Raw genomic sequence first — 17,184 nt, 5'->3', positions numbered from 1 at the left:
CCGAATCATCCCTCCGGGGTGGCCAGTTCCGTGGCTTCCAGGAGGTCGGCGAGTCCGATGAGGTCGGTGCCGGTGAGACGGGGCAGGGCGCAGCCGGAGAGGGTGCGGCAGGCGTCGCGCCAGGTGGCGGGGATCGCGGCGCCGCCGCCGAGCGCGCCGGTGAGCGCGCCCGCGAGGGCCGGGGCCGAGTCGGCGACGCGGGACAGGCAGGCGGCGGCGGGCACCGCCTCCGCGATCCGGCCGCGCGCGGCGGTGGCGAGGGCCAGGGCGACCGGGACGGTTTCGGCTGCCGCGACGCCGTAGCTGTAGACGTGGTCGACGATCTGGTGTTCGAGAAGGGGGATGAGAGCGAATGTTCCTCCGCTGCGGTGACCGCTGCCGTTACCGCTGTCGCCGAGGCTCTCGCGGGCGAGTCGGAGTGCGTGCCGGGCGTTGCGGCCGATCTCGGTCGACTCGGGCAGTTCGGCGAGGGCCGCGTCCGCGCAGGCCTCGACGTCGGCCCCGGCGAGGGCGAGCGCGAGGGCGGCGGCCATGGCGCGGGCGCCGTGCACACCGTCGCCGTCCTGGGTGTAGCGGGCGTCGAACTCGGCGAGTTCCGCGGCGAGCCGGGGGTCGCCCGGGTGGGCCACGGCGAGCACACAGGCCCGTACGCAGGCCGCGTCGTCGAAGTAGTGGGGGTTGTCGTGGCCGGTGGCGGGCGGGCGCAGACCGGTGGCGAGGTTGCCCAGGCCGGCCCGTACGGAGATCCGGGCGCGCAGGGGCAGCAGCGCGGACTCGACCTCGGGGGCGCGTTCCGCCGCCGCGGCGACCTCGCTGGCGATGGCGTTCCAGGACAGGTCGATGGATGCCCTCATCCGGCGTTCTCGGCTCAGGTCGCCGAGTGCGCTGCCGTCCCCGGCCCGCAGTACGGCCTCCGCCGCGAACGCCGCCCACTCCGCGTCGTCCGAGGGGCCCAGCCGCAGCGGCTCCGGCGGCTGGTTCAGCGCGATGGGTACGGGCAGGGTCGTCGTCGCGTTCTGCTCCGCGAAGGTGTCCAGTTCCCGGGTCAGCCGCCGCGTCCACTCGGGCATGCGGGCGGCACGGTGCCGGGCGGCGGGCCAGCCCGCGGCGTCGCCCGCGGCCAGACCCAGCAGGAGGCCTTCGATACGGCGGGGACGCGGGTCGAGTGGTGCGGCGTCGGTGACGTCCGTATCGGGCTCCGCCGCGGAGTCCGATCCCTCGCCGGGTTCGTCACCCACCAGGCCGGGGCTCATGGCTGCACCTCGTCGTCTTCGGGGGCCAGGACGCAATCGGTGGTGAGGACGTACGGGCTCGGGGCCGTTCCCCGCACCGGCAGTGCCGTGCCCCGGGCGCCCCGGGCAGGCTCGGCTCCGCTTCGTACGCGTCTGCCCTTCTCTCGTGCGTACCCCTTCGTTCCCCACTTTCCGTCGTCGCCCGGCGTCAGGAGTTCCGCCACGTCCAGTACGTGGTGGCCGGCCATCGAGGGGAGGCAGCTGCCGCGGGCCGGGCCGATGACGCTCGCCCAGGCGGCCGGGATCGATGCGGCGCCCCGCGTCGCCCCGGCCAGTGCGCCCGCCACCGCCGCCGTCGTGTCGGCGTCGCGGCCCATGTTGACGGCGGTGAGGACGGATTCGGTGAAGTCGCCGTCGGCGGCGGCGTACGCGCCGAAGGCGAGGGCGACGGCTTCGGGGGCGAGGTCCGTCCAGGGGTAGCCGCCGATGACGACCGCCGAGCGCACCGCACGTTCGCCGCGGTGGGCGACGGCGACCCCGCGGCGCAGGGAGCGTGCCGTCCACGAGTCGTCCGGGATCACGGCCAGCGCGGAGGCGACCACCGCGATGGTGGGGGCGCCGCCCATCGCGGCCGCGACGCCCGCCGCGACCGCCTGGCCGCCGTAGATGCCCTCCCCGTCGTGGCTCACCGAGCCGTCGATGGCCACCAGCCGGGCCGCCTCGGCCGGGCGGCCCGCCGCGAACACCCCGAAGGGCGCCGCGCGCATCGCGAGCCCGTCGCTCCACGCATGCCGGTGCTGGGCGGAGATGGGTGCCGCGAGGCCCCGGCGCAGGTTCTCCAGCGTGCCGCGCTCACTGAACCCCGCGCCCCGGAACGGCCCTTCGTCCTGGTCCGCGATCCACTCGTGCCAGGCCGCCTCGACGTGGGTCACGGTGAGCGCCGAGCCGTGCCGGGCCAGCAACAGCCCCGAGAAGATCGCGTACTCCGTGTCGTCCGTCCCGGCCGGCTGCTCGGCGACGTACCCCGTGATCCGGCCCCACTTCGCACGGATCTCCGACGGCTTCATGTTCTCGGCGGGCGCGCCCAGCGCGTCCCCGACGGCGAGCCCGAGCAGCGCGCCGCGTGCCCGTTCACGGAGACCGGCGGCGTCCCCCGGCACCGGGACGGAGGGAATGCAGGCGATGGAAGCCATACGGTGCCTCTCCTCTCAGGGCGCAGAGCCCTTTGGGGATGTGTCCCACCGCAGGGCAGGAGGAGAGCCTCACGTACCCCCGTATTCACCCGGTCGACACCTGTGCATTACCTTCCACGGATGAGCGAGGAGAGACAAAACCGCAGGTTAGACCAGCCTTTCCTTGCTGGCGGGCCAGGAATTCCCGGCGTAGTTTCAGAGTTGTCGAAAAGTAGAAGTAGTCCAATCAGTCACTCTGGGGGAGAGGTATGTCCATCATCGAGACCGAAGCGACACTGCACGAGGCGCACCGCGACAACCACACACACCGGGATGTCAACGGCGGCTGGTTGCGCCCGGCCGTGTTCGGTGCGATGGACGGGCTCGTGTCCAACCTCGCCCTGATGACCGGTGTCGCCGGCGGATCCGTCTCCCATCGGACGATCGTCATCACCGGGCTTGCCGGCCTCGCCGCCGGTGCCTTCTCCATGGCCGCCGGCGAGTACACCTCCGTCGCCTCGCAGCGTGAACTCGTCGAGGCCGAGCTCGACGTCGAGCGCCGGGAGCTGAGAAAGCACCCGAAGGACGAGGAGCGCGAGCTCGCCGCGCTCTACGAGACACGCGGCGTCGAGCCCGAGCTGGCGCGGCAGGTTGCCCGGCAACTCTCGCGCGACCCCGAGCAGGCCCTCGAGATCCACGCGCGCGAGGAGCTGGGCATAGATCCCGGCGACCTGCCCTCCCCGACCGTCGCCGCCGTGTCGAGCTTCGGCTCCTTCGCCCTGGGTGCGCTGCTCCCCGTGCTCCCGTATCTGCTGGGTGCGACCGCCCTGTGGCCCGCGCTGCTGCTCGCGCTGATCGGGCTCTTCGCCTGTGGCGCGATCGTGGCCCGTGTGACGGCGCGAACCTGGTGGTACAGCGGAATTCGGCAGCTCGCTCTCGGGGCCGCCGCGGCGGGTGTGACGTACGTCCTGGGCAGTCTGCTGGGTACCGCCGTAGGATGATGTGACGAGCGACTATGCAAGGGACTGCATAAGTAGTCGTTACTCGACGGTTTCGATCCCTTAACCACCGGGCATGAGCCGTAAGCGCTGTGGGCAATGAGGCCCGCACCGCATCGGCGTGGCCGGCGACGTTGCCTGTCGTGCTCCGGGCCCACGGGCATTGATCTGTCCGCTTAGGTCCCCTTAACTCCACCGCTGAGCGCGGTACCCCCGCCGCGACCCCGCGGTGTCCGCATGTTGGAACGACGTTTTCAGTTTCCGAGAACCGCTCCATCATGTAACCTGCACGAAATTTTGCACCCCCAGCAGAGGGCCAACGTCGTCCCTCGGCACATTGCATATGCCACGACGACGACGGGAGAGCCGATGCGTACGCCGCGCCAGCCGTCCCAGCACTCCACGAATGGCCAGAACTGGTCCTTCATGGATGCTCGCCCTGCTGCGCAGGGTATGTACGACCCCCGCAACGAGCACGACGCCTGTGGCGTCGGCTTCGTGGCCACCCTCACCGGCGAGGCGAGCCACGCGCTGGTCGAGCAGGCGCTCACGGTTCTGCGCAACCTGGAGCACCGCGGTGCGACCGGTGCCGAGCCCGATTCGGGCGACGGTGCGGGCATCCTGTCCCAGGTCCCGGACGCATTCCTCCGTGAGGTGGCCGAATTCGAGCTGCCCGCGGCCGGCGCGTACGCGGTCGGTATCGCCTTCCTGCCCGGCGACGGCGCCGAGGACCGCGTCTCGCAGATCGAGACGATCGCCGCCGACGAGGGCCTCACCGTCCTCGGCTGGCGCGAGGTCCCGGTCGCTCCCGATCTCCTCGGAGCCACCGCCCGCTCGACGATGCCCGTCTTCCGTCAGATCTTCGTGACCGACGGCGTCAGCGAGGGCATCGACCTCGACCGCAAGGCGTTCGTGCTGCGCAAGCGCGCCGAGCGCGAGGCGGATGTGTACTTCCCGTCCCTCTCCGCCCGCACCATCGTCTACAAGGGCATGCTGACCACCGGCCAGCTCGAGCCCTTCTTCCCGGACCTGTCCGACCGCCGCTTCGCCTCCGCGATCGCGCTCGTGCACTCCCGGTTCTCCACCAACACCTTCCCGAGCTGGCCGCTCGCCCACCCGTACCGCTTCGTCGCGCACAACGGCGAGATCAACACGGTCAAGGGCAACCGCAACTGGATGGTGGCCCGCGAGTCCCAGCTCGTCTCCAACCTCTTCGGCGCCGACAAGGACCTCGACCGGATCTTCCCGGTCTGTACGCCCGACGCCTCCGACTCCGCCTCCTTCGACGAGGTCCTGGAGCTGCTCCACCTCGGCGGCCGCTCCCTCCCGCACTCCGTGCTGATGATGATCCCGGAGGCGTGGGAGAACCACGACTCCATGGACCCGGCCCGCCGCGCCTTCTACCAGTTCCACTCCACGATGATGGAGCCCTGGGACGGCCCGGCCTGTGTCACCTTCACCGACGGCACCCAGGTCGGCGCGGTCCTCGACCGCAACGGTCTGCGCCCCGGCCGCTACTGGGTCACCGACGACGGCCTCGTCGTCCTCGGCTCCGAGGTCGGCGTCCTCGACATCGACCCCGCGAAGGTCGTCCGCAAGGGCCGCCTGCAGCCCGGCAAGATGTTCCTCGTCGACACCGTCGAGCACCGCATCATCGAGGACGACGAGATCAAGGCGGGCCTCGCCGCCGAGAAGCCGTACGCCGAGTGGCTGGAAGCCGGCGAGATCGAGCTCTCCGACCTCCCCGAGCGCGAGCACATCGTGCACACCCACGCCTCGGTCACCCGCCGCCAGCAGACCTTCGGCTACACCGAGGAAGAGCTGCGCATCATCCTCGCGCCGATGGCCAAGAGCGGCGGCGAGCCCCTCGGCTCCATGGGCACGGACTCGCCGATCGCGGCCCTCTCGCAGCGTCCCCGGCTGCTGTTCGACTACTTCACCCAGCTGTTCGCGCAGGTCACCAACCCGCCGCTGGACGCCATCCGCGAGGAGCTCGTCACCTCGCTGCGCTCCTCGCTGGGCCCGCAGGGCAACCTCCTCGAGCCGACCGCCGCGTCGTGTCGTAGCGTCACGCTGCCCTTCCCGGTGATCGACAACGACGAGCTGGCCAAGCTCATCCACATCAACGCCGACGGCGACATGCCTGGCATGAAGGCCGCCACGCTGTCCGGCCTGTACCGGGTTTCCGGTGGAGGCGACTCCCTCGCCGCGCGGATCGAGGAGATCTGCACCGAGGCCGACGCCGCCATCGACAACGGCGCCCGTCTGATCGTCCTGTCGGACCGCCACTCCGACGCCGAGCACGCGCCGATCCCGTCGCTGCTGCTCACCGCGGCCGTCCACCACCACCTCATCCGCACCAAGCAGCGCACCCAGGTGGGCCTGCTGGTCGAGGCCGGCGACGTCCGCGAGGTCCACCACGTGGCCCTCCTCATCGGCTTCGGCGCCGCTGCGGTCAACCCGTACCTGGCGATGGAGTCGGTCGAGGACCTGGTCCGCGCCGGCACCTTCCTGCAGGGCATCGAGTCCGAGCAGGCCATCCGCAACCTGATCTACGCGCTCGGCAAGGGCGTCCTCAAGGTCATGTCCAAGATGGGCATCTCCACCGTCGCCTCCTACCGTGGCGCGCAGGTATTCGAGGCCGTCGGTCTCGACACGGCCTTCGTCGAGAAGTACTTCAACGGCACGGCGACGAAGATCGGCGGCGCCGACCTCGACGTCATCGCCAAGGAGGTCGCGGCCCGTCACGCCAAGGCGTACCCGGCCTCCGGCATCGCGCCCGCACACCGTGCCCTGGACATAGGCGGCGAGTACCAGTGGCGCCGTGAGGGCGAACCGCACCTGTTCGACCCGGAGACGGTCTTCCGCCTCCAGCACTCGACGCGCACCGCCCGCTACGACATCTTCAAGAAGTACACGGACCGCGTGAACGAGCAGTCCGAGCGGCTCATGACGCTCCGTGGACTCTTCGGCTTCAAGTCGGACCGTCCCTCGATCTCCATCGACGAGGTCGAGCCCGCTTCCGAGATCGTCAAGCGCTTCTCCACCGGCGCCATGTCGTACGGCTCCATCTCCAAGGAGGCGCACGAGACCCTCGCCATCGCCATGAACCAGCTGGGCGGCAAGTCCAACACCGGTGAGGGCGGCGAGGACGCCGACCGGCTCTACGACCCCGCGCGCCGTTCGTCCATCAAGCAGGTCGCCTCCGGCCGCTTCGGTGTGACGTCCGAGTACCTCGTCAACGCCGACGACATCCAGATCAAGATGGCGCAGGGCGCCAAGCCCGGCGAGGGCGGCCAGCTGCCCGGCCACAAGGTGTACCCCTGGGTCGCCAAGACCCGGCACAGCACCCCCGGCGTCGGCCTGATCTCGCCGCCGCCGCACCACGACATCTACTCCATCGAGGACCTGGCTCAGCTGATCCACGACCTCAAGAACGCCAACCCGCAGGCCCGCATCCACGTGAAGCTGGTCTCCGAGGTCGGCGTCGGCACGGTCGCCGCGGGTGTCTCCAAGGCCCACGCGGACGTCGTACTGATCTCCGGTCACGACGGTGGTACGGGTGCCTCCCCGCTCACGTCGCTGAAGCACGCGGGCGGTCCCTGGGAGCTCGGCCTCGCCGAGACCCAGCAGACCCTGCTGCTCAACGGCCTGCGTGACCGCATCGTCGTGCAGACCGACGGCCAGCTGAAGACCGGCCGTGACGTCGTCATCGCCGCGCTGCTCGGCGCCGAGGAGTTCGGTTTCGCGACCGCGCCGCTCGTCGTCTCCGGCTGCGTCATGATGCGCGTCTGCCACCTGGACACCTGCCCGGTCGGCATCGCCACCCAGAACCCGGTGCTGCGCGAGCGGTTCGCCGGCAAGGCCGAGTACGTCGTGAACTTCTTCAAGTTCATCGCCGAAGAGGTCCGCGAGATCCTCGCCGAGCTGGGCTTCCGCACCATCGAGGAGGCTGTCGGCCACGCCGAGCACCTCGACGTGGAGCGGGCCGTCGGCCACTGGAAGGCACAGGGCCTGGACCTGTCGCCGCTCTTCCACGTGCCCGAGCTGCCCGAGGGCGCCGCCCTCCACCAGGTCATCGAGCAGGACCACGGCCTGGAGAAGGCGCTCGACAACGAGCTGATCAAGCTCGCCGCCGACGCGCTGTCCGCCGACTCCTCGACCGACGCCCAGCCGGTCCGCGCCCAGGTCGCGATCCGCAACATCAACCGCACGGTCGGCACCATGCTCGGCCACGAGGTGACGAAGAAGTTCGGTGGCGCGGGCCTGCCCGACGACACCATCGACGTCACCTTCACCGGCTCCGCGGGCCAGTCCTTCGGTGCCTTCCTGCCGCGCGGTGTCACGCTGCGCCTGGAGGGCGACGCCAACGACTACGTCGGCAAGGGCCTCTCCGGCGGCCGGGTGATCGTCCGTCCCGACCGGGGCGCCGACCACCTCGCCGAGTTCTCGACGATCGCGGGCAACACCATCGCGTACGGCGCGACGGGCGGCGAGCTCTTCCTGCGCGGCCGCACCGGCGAACGCTTCTGCGTCCGCAACTCCGGCGCGACGGTCGTGTCCGAGGGCGTCGGCGACCACGGCTGCGAGTACATGACCGGCGGCCACGCGGTGGTGCTCGGCGAGACGGGCCGCAACTTCGCGGCCGGTATGTCGGGCGGTATCGCCTACGTGATCGACCTGAACCATGACAACGTCAACGTCGCGAGCGCCGGCGCCGTCGAGGAGCTCGACAGCGGCGACAAGCAGTGGCTGCACGACGTGGTGCGCCGCCACCAGGAGGAGACCGGCTCCACCGTCGCCGAGAAGCTGCTGGCCGAGTGGGACACGGCGGTGGACCGCTTCAGCAAGATCATCCCCAGCACGTACAAGGCAGTGCTCGCCGCCAAGGACGCCGCCGAGCGAGCCGGACTCACCGAGTCCGAGATCACCGAGAAGATGATGGAGGCGGCGACCAATGGCTGATCCCAAGGGCTTTTTGAACCATGGCCGCGAGGTCGCCAGGACCCGTCCGGTGGGCGAGCGCGTCAGGGACTGGAACGAGGTCTACGTTCCCGGCTCGCTGCTCCCGATCATCTCCAAGCAGGCCTCGCGCTGCATGGACTGCGGTATCCCGTTCTGTCACAACGGCTGTCCGCTGGGGAACCTGATCCCCGAGTGGAACGACTACGCCTACCGCGAGGACTGGACCGCCGCGTCCGAGCGCCTGCACGCCACGAACAACTTCCCGGAGTTCACGGGCCGGCTGTGCCCCGCCCCGTGCGAGTCGGCGTGTGTGCTCGGCATCAACCAGCCCGCCGTGACCATCAAGAACGTCGAGGTCTCGATCATCGACAAGGCGTGGGACAGCGGTGACGTCGCCGCGCAGATCCCCGAGCGCCTGAGCGGCAAGACGGTCGCGGTCATCGGCTCGGGCCCGGCGGGCCTCGCCGCCGCCCAGCAGCTGACCCGGGCGGGCCACACGGTCGCCGTGTACGAGCGCGCGGACCGCATCGGCGGCCTGCTGCGCTACGGCATCCCCGAGTTCAAGATGGAGAAGCGGCACATCAACCGGCGCATCGAGCAGATGCGCGCGGAGGGCACCCGCTTCCGCACGGGCATCGAGATCGGCCGCGACCTCAAGGCGACGGACCTGCGCAAGCGGTACGACGCCGTGGTCATCGCCGCCGGTGCGACGACCGCGCGTGACCTCCCGGCCCCCGGCCGCGAGCTCAAGGGCATCTACCAGGCCATGGAGTACCTGCCGCTGGCCAACAAGGTGCAGGAGGGCGACTTCGTGGCGCCCCCGATCACGGCCGAGGGCAAGCACGTCGTGGTGATCGGCGGCGGCGACACGGGCGCGGACTGCGTGGGCACGGCCCACCGTCAGGGCGCGGCCTCGGTCACGCAGCTGGAGATCATGCCGCAGCCCGGCGAGGAGCGGCACCCGGGCCAGCCCTGGCCGACCTTCCCGATGCTCTACAAGGTCACCTCCGCGCACGAGGAGGGCGGCGAGCGGGTCTACTCCGTCTCGACCACGCACTTCGAGGGCGACGAGGACGGCAACGTCCAGTGGCTGCACCTTGTCGAGGTCGAGTTCGTCGACGGCAAGCTGAACCAGAAGCCGGGCACGGAGCGCAAGATCCCCGCCCAGCTGGTGACGCTGGCGATGGGCTTCACGGGCACCGACGTCGAGAACGGACTGGTCTCCCAGTTCGGCCTGGAGCTCGACGCGCGCGGCAACATCGCCCGCGACGCCGACTTCGCGACCAATGTCCCCGGCGTGTACGTCGCCGGTGACGCGGGCCGCGGCCAGTCCCTCATCGTCTGGGCCATCGCGGAGGGCCGCTCGGCCGCCCGCGGGGTCGACCGCTTCCTCACCGGTGCGAGCGACCTGCCGGCCCCCATCCGTCCCACGGACCGTTCCCTGATGGTCTGACCCTCGTTAATAGACGTCCCGTACAACGGCGTACGGAAACGAACGCGGCGCCTGCCTTGTCCCCGACCGGACGGTGGTGGGCGCCGTGGTGCGTCTGCCTCCGGCGGTTGCGCGGGGGGATCGCCTGAGGGGCTCGTCCTCAAACGCCGGACGGGCTGGGGGTGGCTGGCCGGGGTGTGGGTGTGTTGCGGCTGGTGGGTTATGGGAGGTTGTATGTGTCGCCGTAGACCTTCCATTCCAGGGGGGTGTCCAGGTTGAAGTTGCCTTCGTGGAGGAACTTTCGCTGGGCTGTGTCGATGCGGGTTGTGTCGCGGTGGGCGTTCTTGGACTTCATGGCGTGGCGGCGGATGTCGAGGAAGAGGTCGAGGTAGGACCTTTCAGAGCCGCCCTCGGCGGGGGTGTCGGCCCCGGCCATGGCGCGTTCGCGCAGATCGTGGAAGCTGCCCGGGCTGGTGCCGGGGCCATGCATGATCATCGCGTCGTAGTAGACGAACTGGCCCAGCGTGCCCAGGCCGTCGTGTTCGGCGAGGCGGACCGCGGGGTCGAAGTAGACCCGGTCGCGTTCGGCGTCCTGGGCCTTGCGGAAGGCGGCGACGGAGGCCTCCTTGCGCCAGGCTGCCGTAAAACCGTCGAGGCCCTGGTGGGAGTCCGTGCCGTCGACCTCGCGCAGCGCGGGGAGATAGCGGGCGAGGAGGTTGTCCGGGTGGTCGACGGTGTAGCGCTCGACCAGGACGAGCAGATCGTGGGTGCCGGTGCAGAAGCCGATGAGCCCCGCCGTGTAGCCCTGACCGTCGCCGATGTCCTCGATATAGGCGTACGTGCTGCGCCAGTCCAGCGTGGAGTTCTCGGCGCTCGACACGATCCGCTGGGCCGACTCCTTCTTGTCCGGGGCGGCGAGGCCGGGCGGCGGGGCCTGCTGCGACACGCTCGCCTCCGCCTTGGCGTCGGCCCGGGCGTCTGCCGTGTCCGCGGGCTCGGGCAGGGCGAAGTAGGCCGCCGCCGCGGCGAGGAGAGGGACGGTGGCCAACAGCAGACGACCGGCTCGCTTCATGGCGCACAGAGTAGGCGCGGTGGCCGTAACGGCGTCCCGTTCTTCGGTTCCGCCGCCTTCCTCCCCCTCGCCGAAAGCACCAACAGCACCGACAGCACCAACAGCACCAACAGCAGCAACAGCACCAACGGCACCGCCTGCACCGGCGTCCGGTGGTGACGTAATCTCGGCACTCCCGTCACAGCTCGCCGCACCGAAGGGAGCCCGTATGCCCGGGATCAGCCTCAGCAAGGTGGAGGAGACCGCGCCCGCGCTGGTCAGTCTGTACAAGAGCGCCGGTGTATCCCTCACCAAGCACGGGCTGAGCGGGCAGCGGGCCGCCGTGTATCTGGTGGTCGACTACTCCGGGTCGATGAAGCCGTATTACAAGGACGGCAGCGTGCAGGCGCTCGCCGACCGGGTGCTCGGACTGTCGGCGCACCTCGACGACGACGGCACCGTCCCGGTCGTCTTCTTCTCCACGGACATCGACGCGGTCACCGACATCGCGCTCGACAACCACCGGGGCCGTATCGAGCGGATCGTCGCCGGTCTCGGCCACATGGGCAAGACCAGCTATCACCTGGGCATGGACGCCGTCATCGACCACTACCTCGACAGCGGCTCCAAGGACCCCGCCCTCGTCGTCTTCCAGACCGACGGCGGACCGATCAACAAGCTCGCCGCCGAACGGTACTTGTGCAAGGCGGCGAAACTTCCCCTGTTCTGGCAGTTCATAGGGTTCGGCGATCCGGACAGCCGGCAGTTCGAATTCCTGCGCAAACTCGACGAGTTGCCGGTGCCGCAGAAGCGCGTCGTCGACAACGCCGGGTTCTTCCACGCCGGTTCGGATCCGCTGAAGGTGTCCGACGACGAGCTGTACGACCGGATCGTGGGCGAGTTCCCGCAGTGGCTGGCGGCGGCGCGAGCGAAGGGGATCGTGCAGTGACCGTACGGTTTCTGCCCGCTGCCGAGCGCGTCGCCGTGCCCTGGAAGAACGGCGGCGGTGTCACCCGCGAGATCGTCGGCTCGCCCGAGGGCGCGGGCATGGACGACTTCGCGTGGCGGGTGAGCCTGGCCGACGTCGGCGCGGACGGACCGTTCTCCGCGTTCGACGGGGTGGAGCGGATCCTGACCCTCGTCGAGGGCGCCGGGATGGACCTGACAGTGGGCGGGGCGCGGCGGATCGTCGACACCCGGTACGTCCCCCAGAACTTCCCCGGCGATCTGCCGACCGACTGCCGACTGCTCGCCGGGCCGGTGGTGAATCTCAACGTCATGTGGCGCAGGGGCGGCGACACGGCCCCGACCGTCACCCTCGCACCTCCCGGCCGGGCCCTCGCCGTCCCGGCGGGCCCGGCCGTGGTGGTCGTGGCGCTGGACGGGACCGCTGAGGTGGCCGACCTGGCCCTCGAACCGTACGACGCCGTGTTGCTGACCGCAGAGGACGCCGTGCTGCACACGGTGGGCCGCGCCGCCGTCATCGGTCTCGCTCCGTGAGGCCGGCACCGCTGAGGACCTCCGACCTGCACGCCGACGGGCTGCCCCACGCGGTGCGCAGGGCACGGGCCTTGGTCAGCCACAGGGACAGGTCGCACTCCGCGGTGTAGCCGATCGCGCCGTGCAGCTGGAGTGCGGTGCGCGCGGTCGCGTACGCCGCCTCGCAGGCCGTGACCTTGGCGGCGGCCACGTCGGCGCGCGCCATGGTCAGCGCCGCCCCGAAGAGCAGCGGGCGCGCGAACTCCAGCGCGATCTTCGCGTCGGCGAGCTGGTGCTTGACGGCCTGGAACGAACCGACGGGGACACCGAACTGCGTGCGCCGCTTCACGTGGGCGACGGTTCGGTCGAGGAGGGCGAGGCCGACCCCGAGGGCCTGGGCGGCGGTGGCGAGACGGGCCCAGGTGAGGGCGTGGGCGGCCGCGACGGTCAGGTGCGGGCCGCAGGCCAGCAGTTCGCCGCCGGGTTCCGGTCGGGCGAGCCGCCGGGCCCGGTCCAGGGACGCGCGCACCGGGCCGTGGCCGGGGGCCAGGCGCAGGGCGTCGCCGTCCACGGTGAGGAGCACCGCCGCCGCGTCCGCGTCCAGCGCGTACGAGCCCTCCTGGGCGAGCGTGGCGACACTCGCGCCCGAGGCCAACGGCGGGAGCAGACGCTTGGCCGGACCCGATTCGCCCAGCTCGGTCAGCAGGGCCGCCGCCGTCACCGTCTCCACCAAAGGCCCCGGGACCGCGTGCCGGCCCAACTCGACGAAGGCCACGGCCAGTTCCACGGGAAGCGGGCCGACCCCCTCGTATGCCTCCGGTATCGCCAGCGCGAAGACACCCGCGTCGGCGAGGCGGGACCACAGGGCGAGGCCGGGGCTGTGGTCGCCGGTGCCCCACGCGCGGACGACCGCGGGCGGGTCGGCCGCGGTCAGCATCGCGTCCAGTGAGCGGGCGAAGGCGCGCTGCTCGGCGTCGAGGAGGAAGCGCATCAGCGGCGGCCCTTCGGGAGACCGAGCAGACGCTCGGCGATGATGTCGCGCTGGATCTCGTTGGTGCCGGCGTAGATCGGGCCGGCGAGGGAGAAGACGTACCCCTCGCACCAGTCGGTGTCCGTCGACTCGCCCTCCGGGCCGAGGAGATCGAGTGCCGTCTCGTGCAGCGCGATGTCGTACTCGGACCAGAAGACCTTGTTCATGCTGGCCTCCGCCCCGATGCTCTCGCCGTCGAGGAAGCGGGAGGCATGCGCGTACGCGAAGAGCTGGTAGGTGCGGGCGCCGATCACCGCGTCGGCCACCCGGTCGCGCAGTGCCGTGTCCGAGGGGTCCGGGTGGGAGTGCCAGAGGGCCACCAGCCGGTCGGCGGCGGCAAGGAAGCGGCCCGGTGTGCGGAGCGTCAGACCGCGTTCGTCGGCCGCCGTCGACATGGCGATCCGCCAGCCCTCGCCGGGTGCGCCGATCACGTCCTCGTCGGGGACGAAGACCTCGTCCAGGAAGAGTTCGGCGAACGCCGGCTTTCCGTCGAGGCGCCCGATGGGGCGGACGGTGACGCCGGGCGCGCGCAGGTCGAACATCAGGTAGGTCAGGCCCTGATGGGGTTTGGGGGTGTGCGGCTCGCTGCGGAACAGGCCGAACGCCCGATCCGCGAACGCCGCCCGTGACGACCACGTCTTCTGCCCGCTCAAGCGCCAGCCCCCGTCCGTGCGCACCGCGCGGGAGGTGAGCGAGGCGAGGTCGGAACCGGCCTCCGGTTCGGACCACGCCTGCGCCCAGACGACCTCGCCGGTGGCCATGGAGGGGAGGATGCGGGCGCGCTGCTCCGGTGTGCCGTGGTCGAAGAGCGTGGGGGCGAGGAGGCTGATGCCGTTCTGGCCGACCCGGCCCGGGGCGTGCGCCGCGTAGTACTCCTCCTCGAAGACCAGCCGGCGCACGACGTCCGCGTCCCGGCCGCCGTACTTCGTCGGCCAGGACACCACCGACCAGCGGTCCGCGGCCAGTTCGGCCTCCCACGCGCGGTGCGCCGCGAAGCCCTCCTCGGTCTCCAGGGAGGGGAGCGGCGACGGCGGCACATGTGCGGTGAGCCAGGCCCGGGCCTCGGCGCGGAACGCCTCGTCGGCGGGGGAGTGCGTGAGGTCCATCGGCGGCACCCTTCGGCGACAACCTTCCCTAACAAGTGTTTGGTAGGTTAGCGTGGAGGCATGAGCGACGTCGAGACTCCGGCGTACGTCCCCGGGCACGGGCTGCTGAAGGGGCGTACGGCCGTGATCACCGCCGCGGCCGGCGCCGGAATCGGCGGAGCCACGGCGCGCAGGTTCCTCGAAGAGGGCGCACGCGTGCTGATCAGCGACGCGCACGCGCGCCGGCTGAAGGAAAGCGCCGAGGTCCTGTCGGGCGAGTTCGGCGCCGCGAAGGTCGCCTCACTTCCTTGCGATGTCACCGACGAGGACCAGGTCCAAGCCCTCTTCGACGCGGCTCTGCAGTTACACGGAGGCCTGGACGTCGTCGTCAACAACGCGGGCCTCGGCGGTACTTCGAACCTCGTCGACATGACCGACGAGCAGTGGTCGAAAGTGCTCGACGTGACGCTGAACGGCACGTTCCGGTGCACCCGCGCCGCCCTGCGGCGACTCAAGGAGCGGGGCGGCGGCGGGGTCGTGGTGAACAACGCCTCCGTCGTCGGCTGGCGCGCCCAGGCCGGACAGGCCCACTACGCCGCCGCGAAGGCCGGGGTGATGGCACTCACCCGCTGCGCCGCCGTCGAGGCGGCCGCGTACGGGGTGCGGGTCAACGCCGTCTCGCCGAGCCTCGCCATGCACCCGCACCTCGTGAAGGTGACCACCCCCGAGCTGCTCGAGGAGCTGACCGCCCGCGAGGCCTTCGGGCGGTACGCCGAGCCCTGGGAGGTGGCCAACGTGATCGTGTTCCTGGCGTCCGGCTACTCCTCGTACATGACGGGCGAAGTCGTCTCCGTCAGCAGCCGGCACCCCTGAGGCCGGTGCAGACCACAATGGAACCGTGCCTACCAAGAAGAAGCCCCAGGTGACCGCCACCCCCCAGCGGCGCCGTGAACTCCTCGGCACCGCCGCCGAGGTCTTCGCCGAGCAGGGCTACAACGCCACCACCGTACGGAAGATCGCGGACCGAGCGGGCATGCTCGCGGGCAGCCTCTACTACCACTTCGACTCCAAGGAATCGATGCTGGAGGAGATCCTGCGGTCCTTCCTCGACGAGCTCTGGGACGGCTATGACACCGTCCTGGACGCCGAACTGGGCCCCCGCGAAACCCTGGAGGCCCTGGTCACCGAGTCCTTCCGGGAGATCGACCGGCACCGCGACGCCGTCGCCATCTATCAGAAGGAGTCCCGGCACCTCGCCGCACAGCAGCGCTTCGCTTTCCTCGCCGAGTCGCAGCGCAACTTCGAGAAGGCGTGGCTGAGCACGCTGGAGCGTGGCGTGAGCGCCGAGGTCTTCCGGGCCGACCTCGACATCCGCCTCACCTACCGGTTCGTGCGCGACACCGTGTGGGTCGCCGCGTCCTGGTACCGGCCCGGTGGACAGCACAGCCCGGAGGAGATCGCCCGGCAGTACCTGACGATGGTGCTGGACGGGATCTCCGTACGCGAATAACCCCATGTCCGCGTGTCTGTGAGGGAGTTGTCATGGCCGAGGCCTACATCGTCGAAGCGGTCCGTACGCCCGTCGGGCGGCGCGGGGGAGGTCTGAGCGGTGTCCACCCGGCCGACCTCGGCGCGCATGTCCTGGGCGCCCTGGTCGAGCGGTCCGGCGTGGACCCGGCCGCCGTCGAGGACGTCGTCTTCGGCTGCCTGGACACCGTGGGGCCGCAGGCCGGGGACATCGCCCGCACCTGCTGGCTGGCGGCCGGGCTCCCCGAGGAGGTGCCGGGTGTCACCGTCGACCGGCAGTGCGGGTCCTCCCAGCAGGCCGTGCACTTCGCGGCCCAGGGCGTCCTGTCCGGCACCCAGGACCTGGTCGTCGCGGGCGGCGTCCAGAACATGAGCCTGATACCCATCGCCTTCGCCTCCCGCCGGGCCGCCGAACCCCTCGGCCTCACCGAGGGCCCCTTCGCGGGCAGCGAGGGCTGGCGGGCCCGCTACGGCGATCGGCCCGTCAACCAGTTCCACGGCGCGGAACTGATCGCCGCCAAGTGGGGCATCAGCCGTCAGGACCAGGAGGAGTTCGCCCTCCGCTCCCACCAGCGGGCGATCCGCGCCATCGACGAGGGCCGCTTCACCCGCGAGACCGTCGCGCACGGGCAGGTCACGGTCGACGAGGGCCCACGCCGGGACACCTCACTGGAGAAGATGGCGGGCCTGAAACCGGTCGTCGAGGGCGGCACCATCACCGCCGCCTGCTCCTCCCAGGTCTCCGACGGCGCCGCCGCGATGCTGCTCGCCTCCGAGCGGGCGGTCCGGGAACACCGGCTGACCCCGCGTGCCCGCGTCCACCACCTCTCCGTGCGCGGCGAGGACCCCATCCGCATGCTCTCGGCGCCCATCCCGGCCACCGCGTACGCCCTGAAGAAGACCGGCATGTCCCTCGCCGACATCGACCTCGTCGAGATCAACGAAGCCTTCGCCCCGGTCGTCCTCGCCTGGCTCAAGGAGACCGGCGCCGACCCCGACAAGGTCAACGTCAACGGCGGCGCGATCGCCCTCGGCCACCCGCTCGGCGCCACCGGCGTGAAGCTGATGACGACACTCCTCCACGAACTGGAGCGCACGGGCGGCCGGTTCGGCCTCCAGACCATGTGCGAGGGCGGCGGTCAGGCGAATGTGACGATCATCGAGCGGCTCTGACGGCTCTCCCACCGCGCCCTGCTCGCGGCATCGCCCTGCC

Annotated in this window: 13 protein-coding genes; 8 read left to right on the top strand and 5 right to left on the bottom strand. The window is 70.9% G+C overall.

Annotated elements, in window-relative coordinates:
• Positions 1-5: 5 nt before the first annotated feature.
• Together AB0D57_RS04100 and AB0D57_RS04095 are read right to left on the bottom strand one after the other, a co-directional pair.
• Positions 6-1,253 carry an ADP-ribosylglycohydrolase family protein gene (locus AB0D57_RS04100; RefSeq protein WP_362066740.1) on the bottom strand — a complete coding sequence of 416 codons (1,248 nt, stop codon included), beginning with the start codon at positions 1,251-1,253 and terminating at the stop codon, positions 6-8.
• Positions 1,250-2,425, bottom strand: coding sequence for an ADP-ribosylglycohydrolase family protein (locus AB0D57_RS04095; protein WP_362066738.1), 1,176 nt, complete (start codon positions 2,423-2,425; stop codon positions 1,250-1,252). Before AB0D57_RS04095 ends, AB0D57_RS04100 begins: the two co-directional genes overlap by 4 nt.
• A gap of 248 nt (positions 2,426-2,673) precedes the next feature.
• On the opposite strand from AB0D57_RS04095, the gene AB0D57_RS04090 reads away from it, so the two are divergent.
• The 3 genes from AB0D57_RS04090 to AB0D57_RS04080 all read left to right on the top strand — a co-directional run bounded on the left by AB0D57_RS04090 (position 2,674) and on the right by AB0D57_RS04080 (position 9,820).
• Positions 2,674-3,405: a VIT1/CCC1 transporter family protein gene (locus tag AB0D57_RS04090; RefSeq protein WP_362066736.1), complete on the top strand. Its 732-nt coding sequence runs from the start codon at positions 2,674-2,676 to the stop codon at positions 3,403-3,405.
• 366 nt (positions 3,406-3,771) lie between these two features.
• Positions 3,772-8,367 carry a glutamate synthase large subunit gene (gltB, locus tag AB0D57_RS04085; RefSeq protein WP_362066734.1) on the top strand — a complete coding sequence of 1,532 codons (4,596 nt, stop codon included), beginning with the start codon at positions 3,772-3,774 and terminating at the stop codon, positions 8,365-8,367.
• Positions 8,360-9,820 carry a glutamate synthase subunit beta gene (locus tag AB0D57_RS04080; RefSeq protein WP_362066732.1) on the top strand — a complete coding sequence of 487 codons (1,461 nt, stop codon included), beginning with the start codon at positions 8,360-8,362 and terminating at the stop codon, positions 9,818-9,820. The genes gltB and AB0D57_RS04080 overlap by 8 nt, the downstream gene beginning before the upstream one ends.
• A gap of 199 nt (positions 9,821-10,019) precedes the next feature.
• On the opposite strand, the gene AB0D57_RS04075 is transcribed toward AB0D57_RS04080, so the two are convergent.
• Positions 10,020-10,871 carry a chitosanase gene (locus AB0D57_RS04075; protein ID WP_362066730.1) on the bottom strand — a complete coding sequence of 284 codons (852 nt, stop codon included), beginning with the start codon at positions 10,869-10,871 and terminating at the stop codon, positions 10,020-10,022.
• 208 nt (positions 10,872-11,079) lie between these two features.
• Between AB0D57_RS04075 and AB0D57_RS04070 the strand changes: the two genes are divergently transcribed.
• Both AB0D57_RS04070 and AB0D57_RS04065 read left to right on the top strand, forming a co-directional pair.
• Positions 11,080-11,799 carry a VWA domain-containing protein gene (locus tag AB0D57_RS04070; RefSeq protein WP_362066728.1) on the top strand — a complete coding sequence of 240 codons (720 nt, stop codon included), beginning with the start codon at positions 11,080-11,082 and terminating at the stop codon, positions 11,797-11,799.
• A complete protein-coding gene (locus tag AB0D57_RS04065) occupies positions 11,796-12,350 on the top strand; it encodes a HutD family protein (protein ID WP_362066726.1) in 555 nt (184 codons plus the stop codon). The genes AB0D57_RS04070 and AB0D57_RS04065 overlap by 4 nt, the downstream gene beginning before the upstream one ends.
• On the opposite strand, the gene AB0D57_RS04060 is transcribed toward AB0D57_RS04065, so the two are convergent.
• Together AB0D57_RS04060 and AB0D57_RS04055 are read right to left on the bottom strand one after the other, a co-directional pair.
• On the bottom strand, positions 12,331-13,320 hold the full coding sequence (locus AB0D57_RS04060) for an acyl-CoA dehydrogenase family protein (protein ID WP_362066724.1): 990 nt from the start codon (positions 13,318-13,320) through the stop codon (positions 12,331-12,333). The genes AB0D57_RS04065 and AB0D57_RS04060 overlap by 20 nt on opposite strands.
• Positions 13,320-14,465, bottom strand: coding sequence for an acyl-CoA dehydrogenase family protein (locus AB0D57_RS04055; protein WP_362066722.1), 1,146 nt, complete (start codon positions 14,463-14,465; stop codon positions 13,320-13,322). Before AB0D57_RS04055 ends, AB0D57_RS04060 begins: the two co-directional genes overlap by 1 nt.
• A gap of 60 nt (positions 14,466-14,525) precedes the next feature.
• On the opposite strand from AB0D57_RS04055, the gene AB0D57_RS04050 reads away from it, so the two are divergent.
• Genes AB0D57_RS04050 through AB0D57_RS04040 form a run of 3 tightly spaced genes read left to right on the top strand, consistent with a single transcriptional unit; the run spans position 14,526 to position 17,144 of the window.
• Positions 14,526-15,317 (top strand): SDR family oxidoreductase, encoded by a 792-nt coding sequence (locus AB0D57_RS04050; RefSeq protein WP_362066720.1) that lies wholly within the window; start codon positions 14,526-14,528, stop codon positions 15,315-15,317.
• A gap of 25 nt (positions 15,318-15,342) precedes the next feature.
• Positions 15,343-15,954, top strand: a complete 612-nt coding sequence (locus AB0D57_RS04045; RefSeq protein ID WP_362066718.1) for a TetR/AcrR family transcriptional regulator — start codon at positions 15,343-15,345, stop codon at positions 15,952-15,954.
• A gap of 32 nt (positions 15,955-15,986) precedes the next feature.
• On the top strand, positions 15,987-17,144 hold the full coding sequence (locus AB0D57_RS04040) for an acetyl-CoA C-acetyltransferase (RefSeq protein WP_362066716.1): 1,158 nt from the start codon (positions 15,987-15,989) through the stop codon (positions 17,142-17,144).
• The last annotated feature ends 40 nt before the right edge of the window (positions 17,145-17,184 follow it).

The sequence above is a fragment of the Streptomyces sp. NPDC048275 genome, assembly GCF_040652275.1.
GTDB lineage: Bacteria > Actinomycetota > Actinomycetes > Streptomycetales > Streptomycetaceae > Streptomyces.
Note: the sequence above shows the minus strand (reverse complement) of the source record. Positions and strands in the feature narration are given on the sequence as shown.

Excerpts from the sequence above, each read along its gene's own strand:
- AB0D57_RS04080 (WP_362066732.1), top strand. The coding sequence starts at position 8,360 with ATGGCTGATCCCAAGGGCTTTTTGAACCATGGCCGCGAGGTCGCCAGG.
- AB0D57_RS04100 (WP_362066740.1), bottom strand. The coding sequence starts at position 1,253 with ATGAGCCCCGGCCTGGTGGGTGACGAACCCGGCGAGGGATCGGACTCC.
- AB0D57_RS04095 (WP_362066738.1), bottom strand. The coding sequence starts at position 2,425 with ATGGCTTCCATCGCCTGCATTCCCTCCGTCCCGGTGCCGGGGGACGCC.
- AB0D57_RS04090 (WP_362066736.1), top strand. The coding sequence starts at position 2,674 with ATGTCCATCATCGAGACCGAAGCGACACTGCACGAGGCGCACCGCGAC.
- AB0D57_RS04055 (WP_362066722.1), bottom strand. The coding sequence starts at position 14,465 with ATGGACCTCACGCACTCCCCCGCCGACGAGGCGTTCCGCGCCGAGGCC.
- gltB (WP_362066734.1), top strand. The coding sequence starts at position 3,772 with ATGCGTACGCCGCGCCAGCCGTCCCAGCACTCCACGAATGGCCAGAAC.
- AB0D57_RS04070 (WP_362066728.1), top strand. The coding sequence starts at position 11,080 with ATGCCCGGGATCAGCCTCAGCAAGGTGGAGGAGACCGCGCCCGCGCTG.
- AB0D57_RS04050 (WP_362066720.1), top strand. The coding sequence starts at position 14,526 with ATGAGCGACGTCGAGACTCCGGCGTACGTCCCCGGGCACGGGCTGCTG.
- AB0D57_RS04040 (WP_362066716.1), top strand. The coding sequence starts at position 15,987 with ATGGCCGAGGCCTACATCGTCGAAGCGGTCCGTACGCCCGTCGGGCGG.
- AB0D57_RS04075 (WP_362066730.1), bottom strand. The coding sequence starts at position 10,871 with ATGAAGCGAGCCGGTCGTCTGCTGTTGGCCACCGTCCCTCTCCTCGCC.
- AB0D57_RS04060 (WP_362066724.1), bottom strand. The coding sequence starts at position 13,320 with ATGCGCTTCCTCCTCGACGCCGAGCAGCGCGCCTTCGCCCGCTCACTG.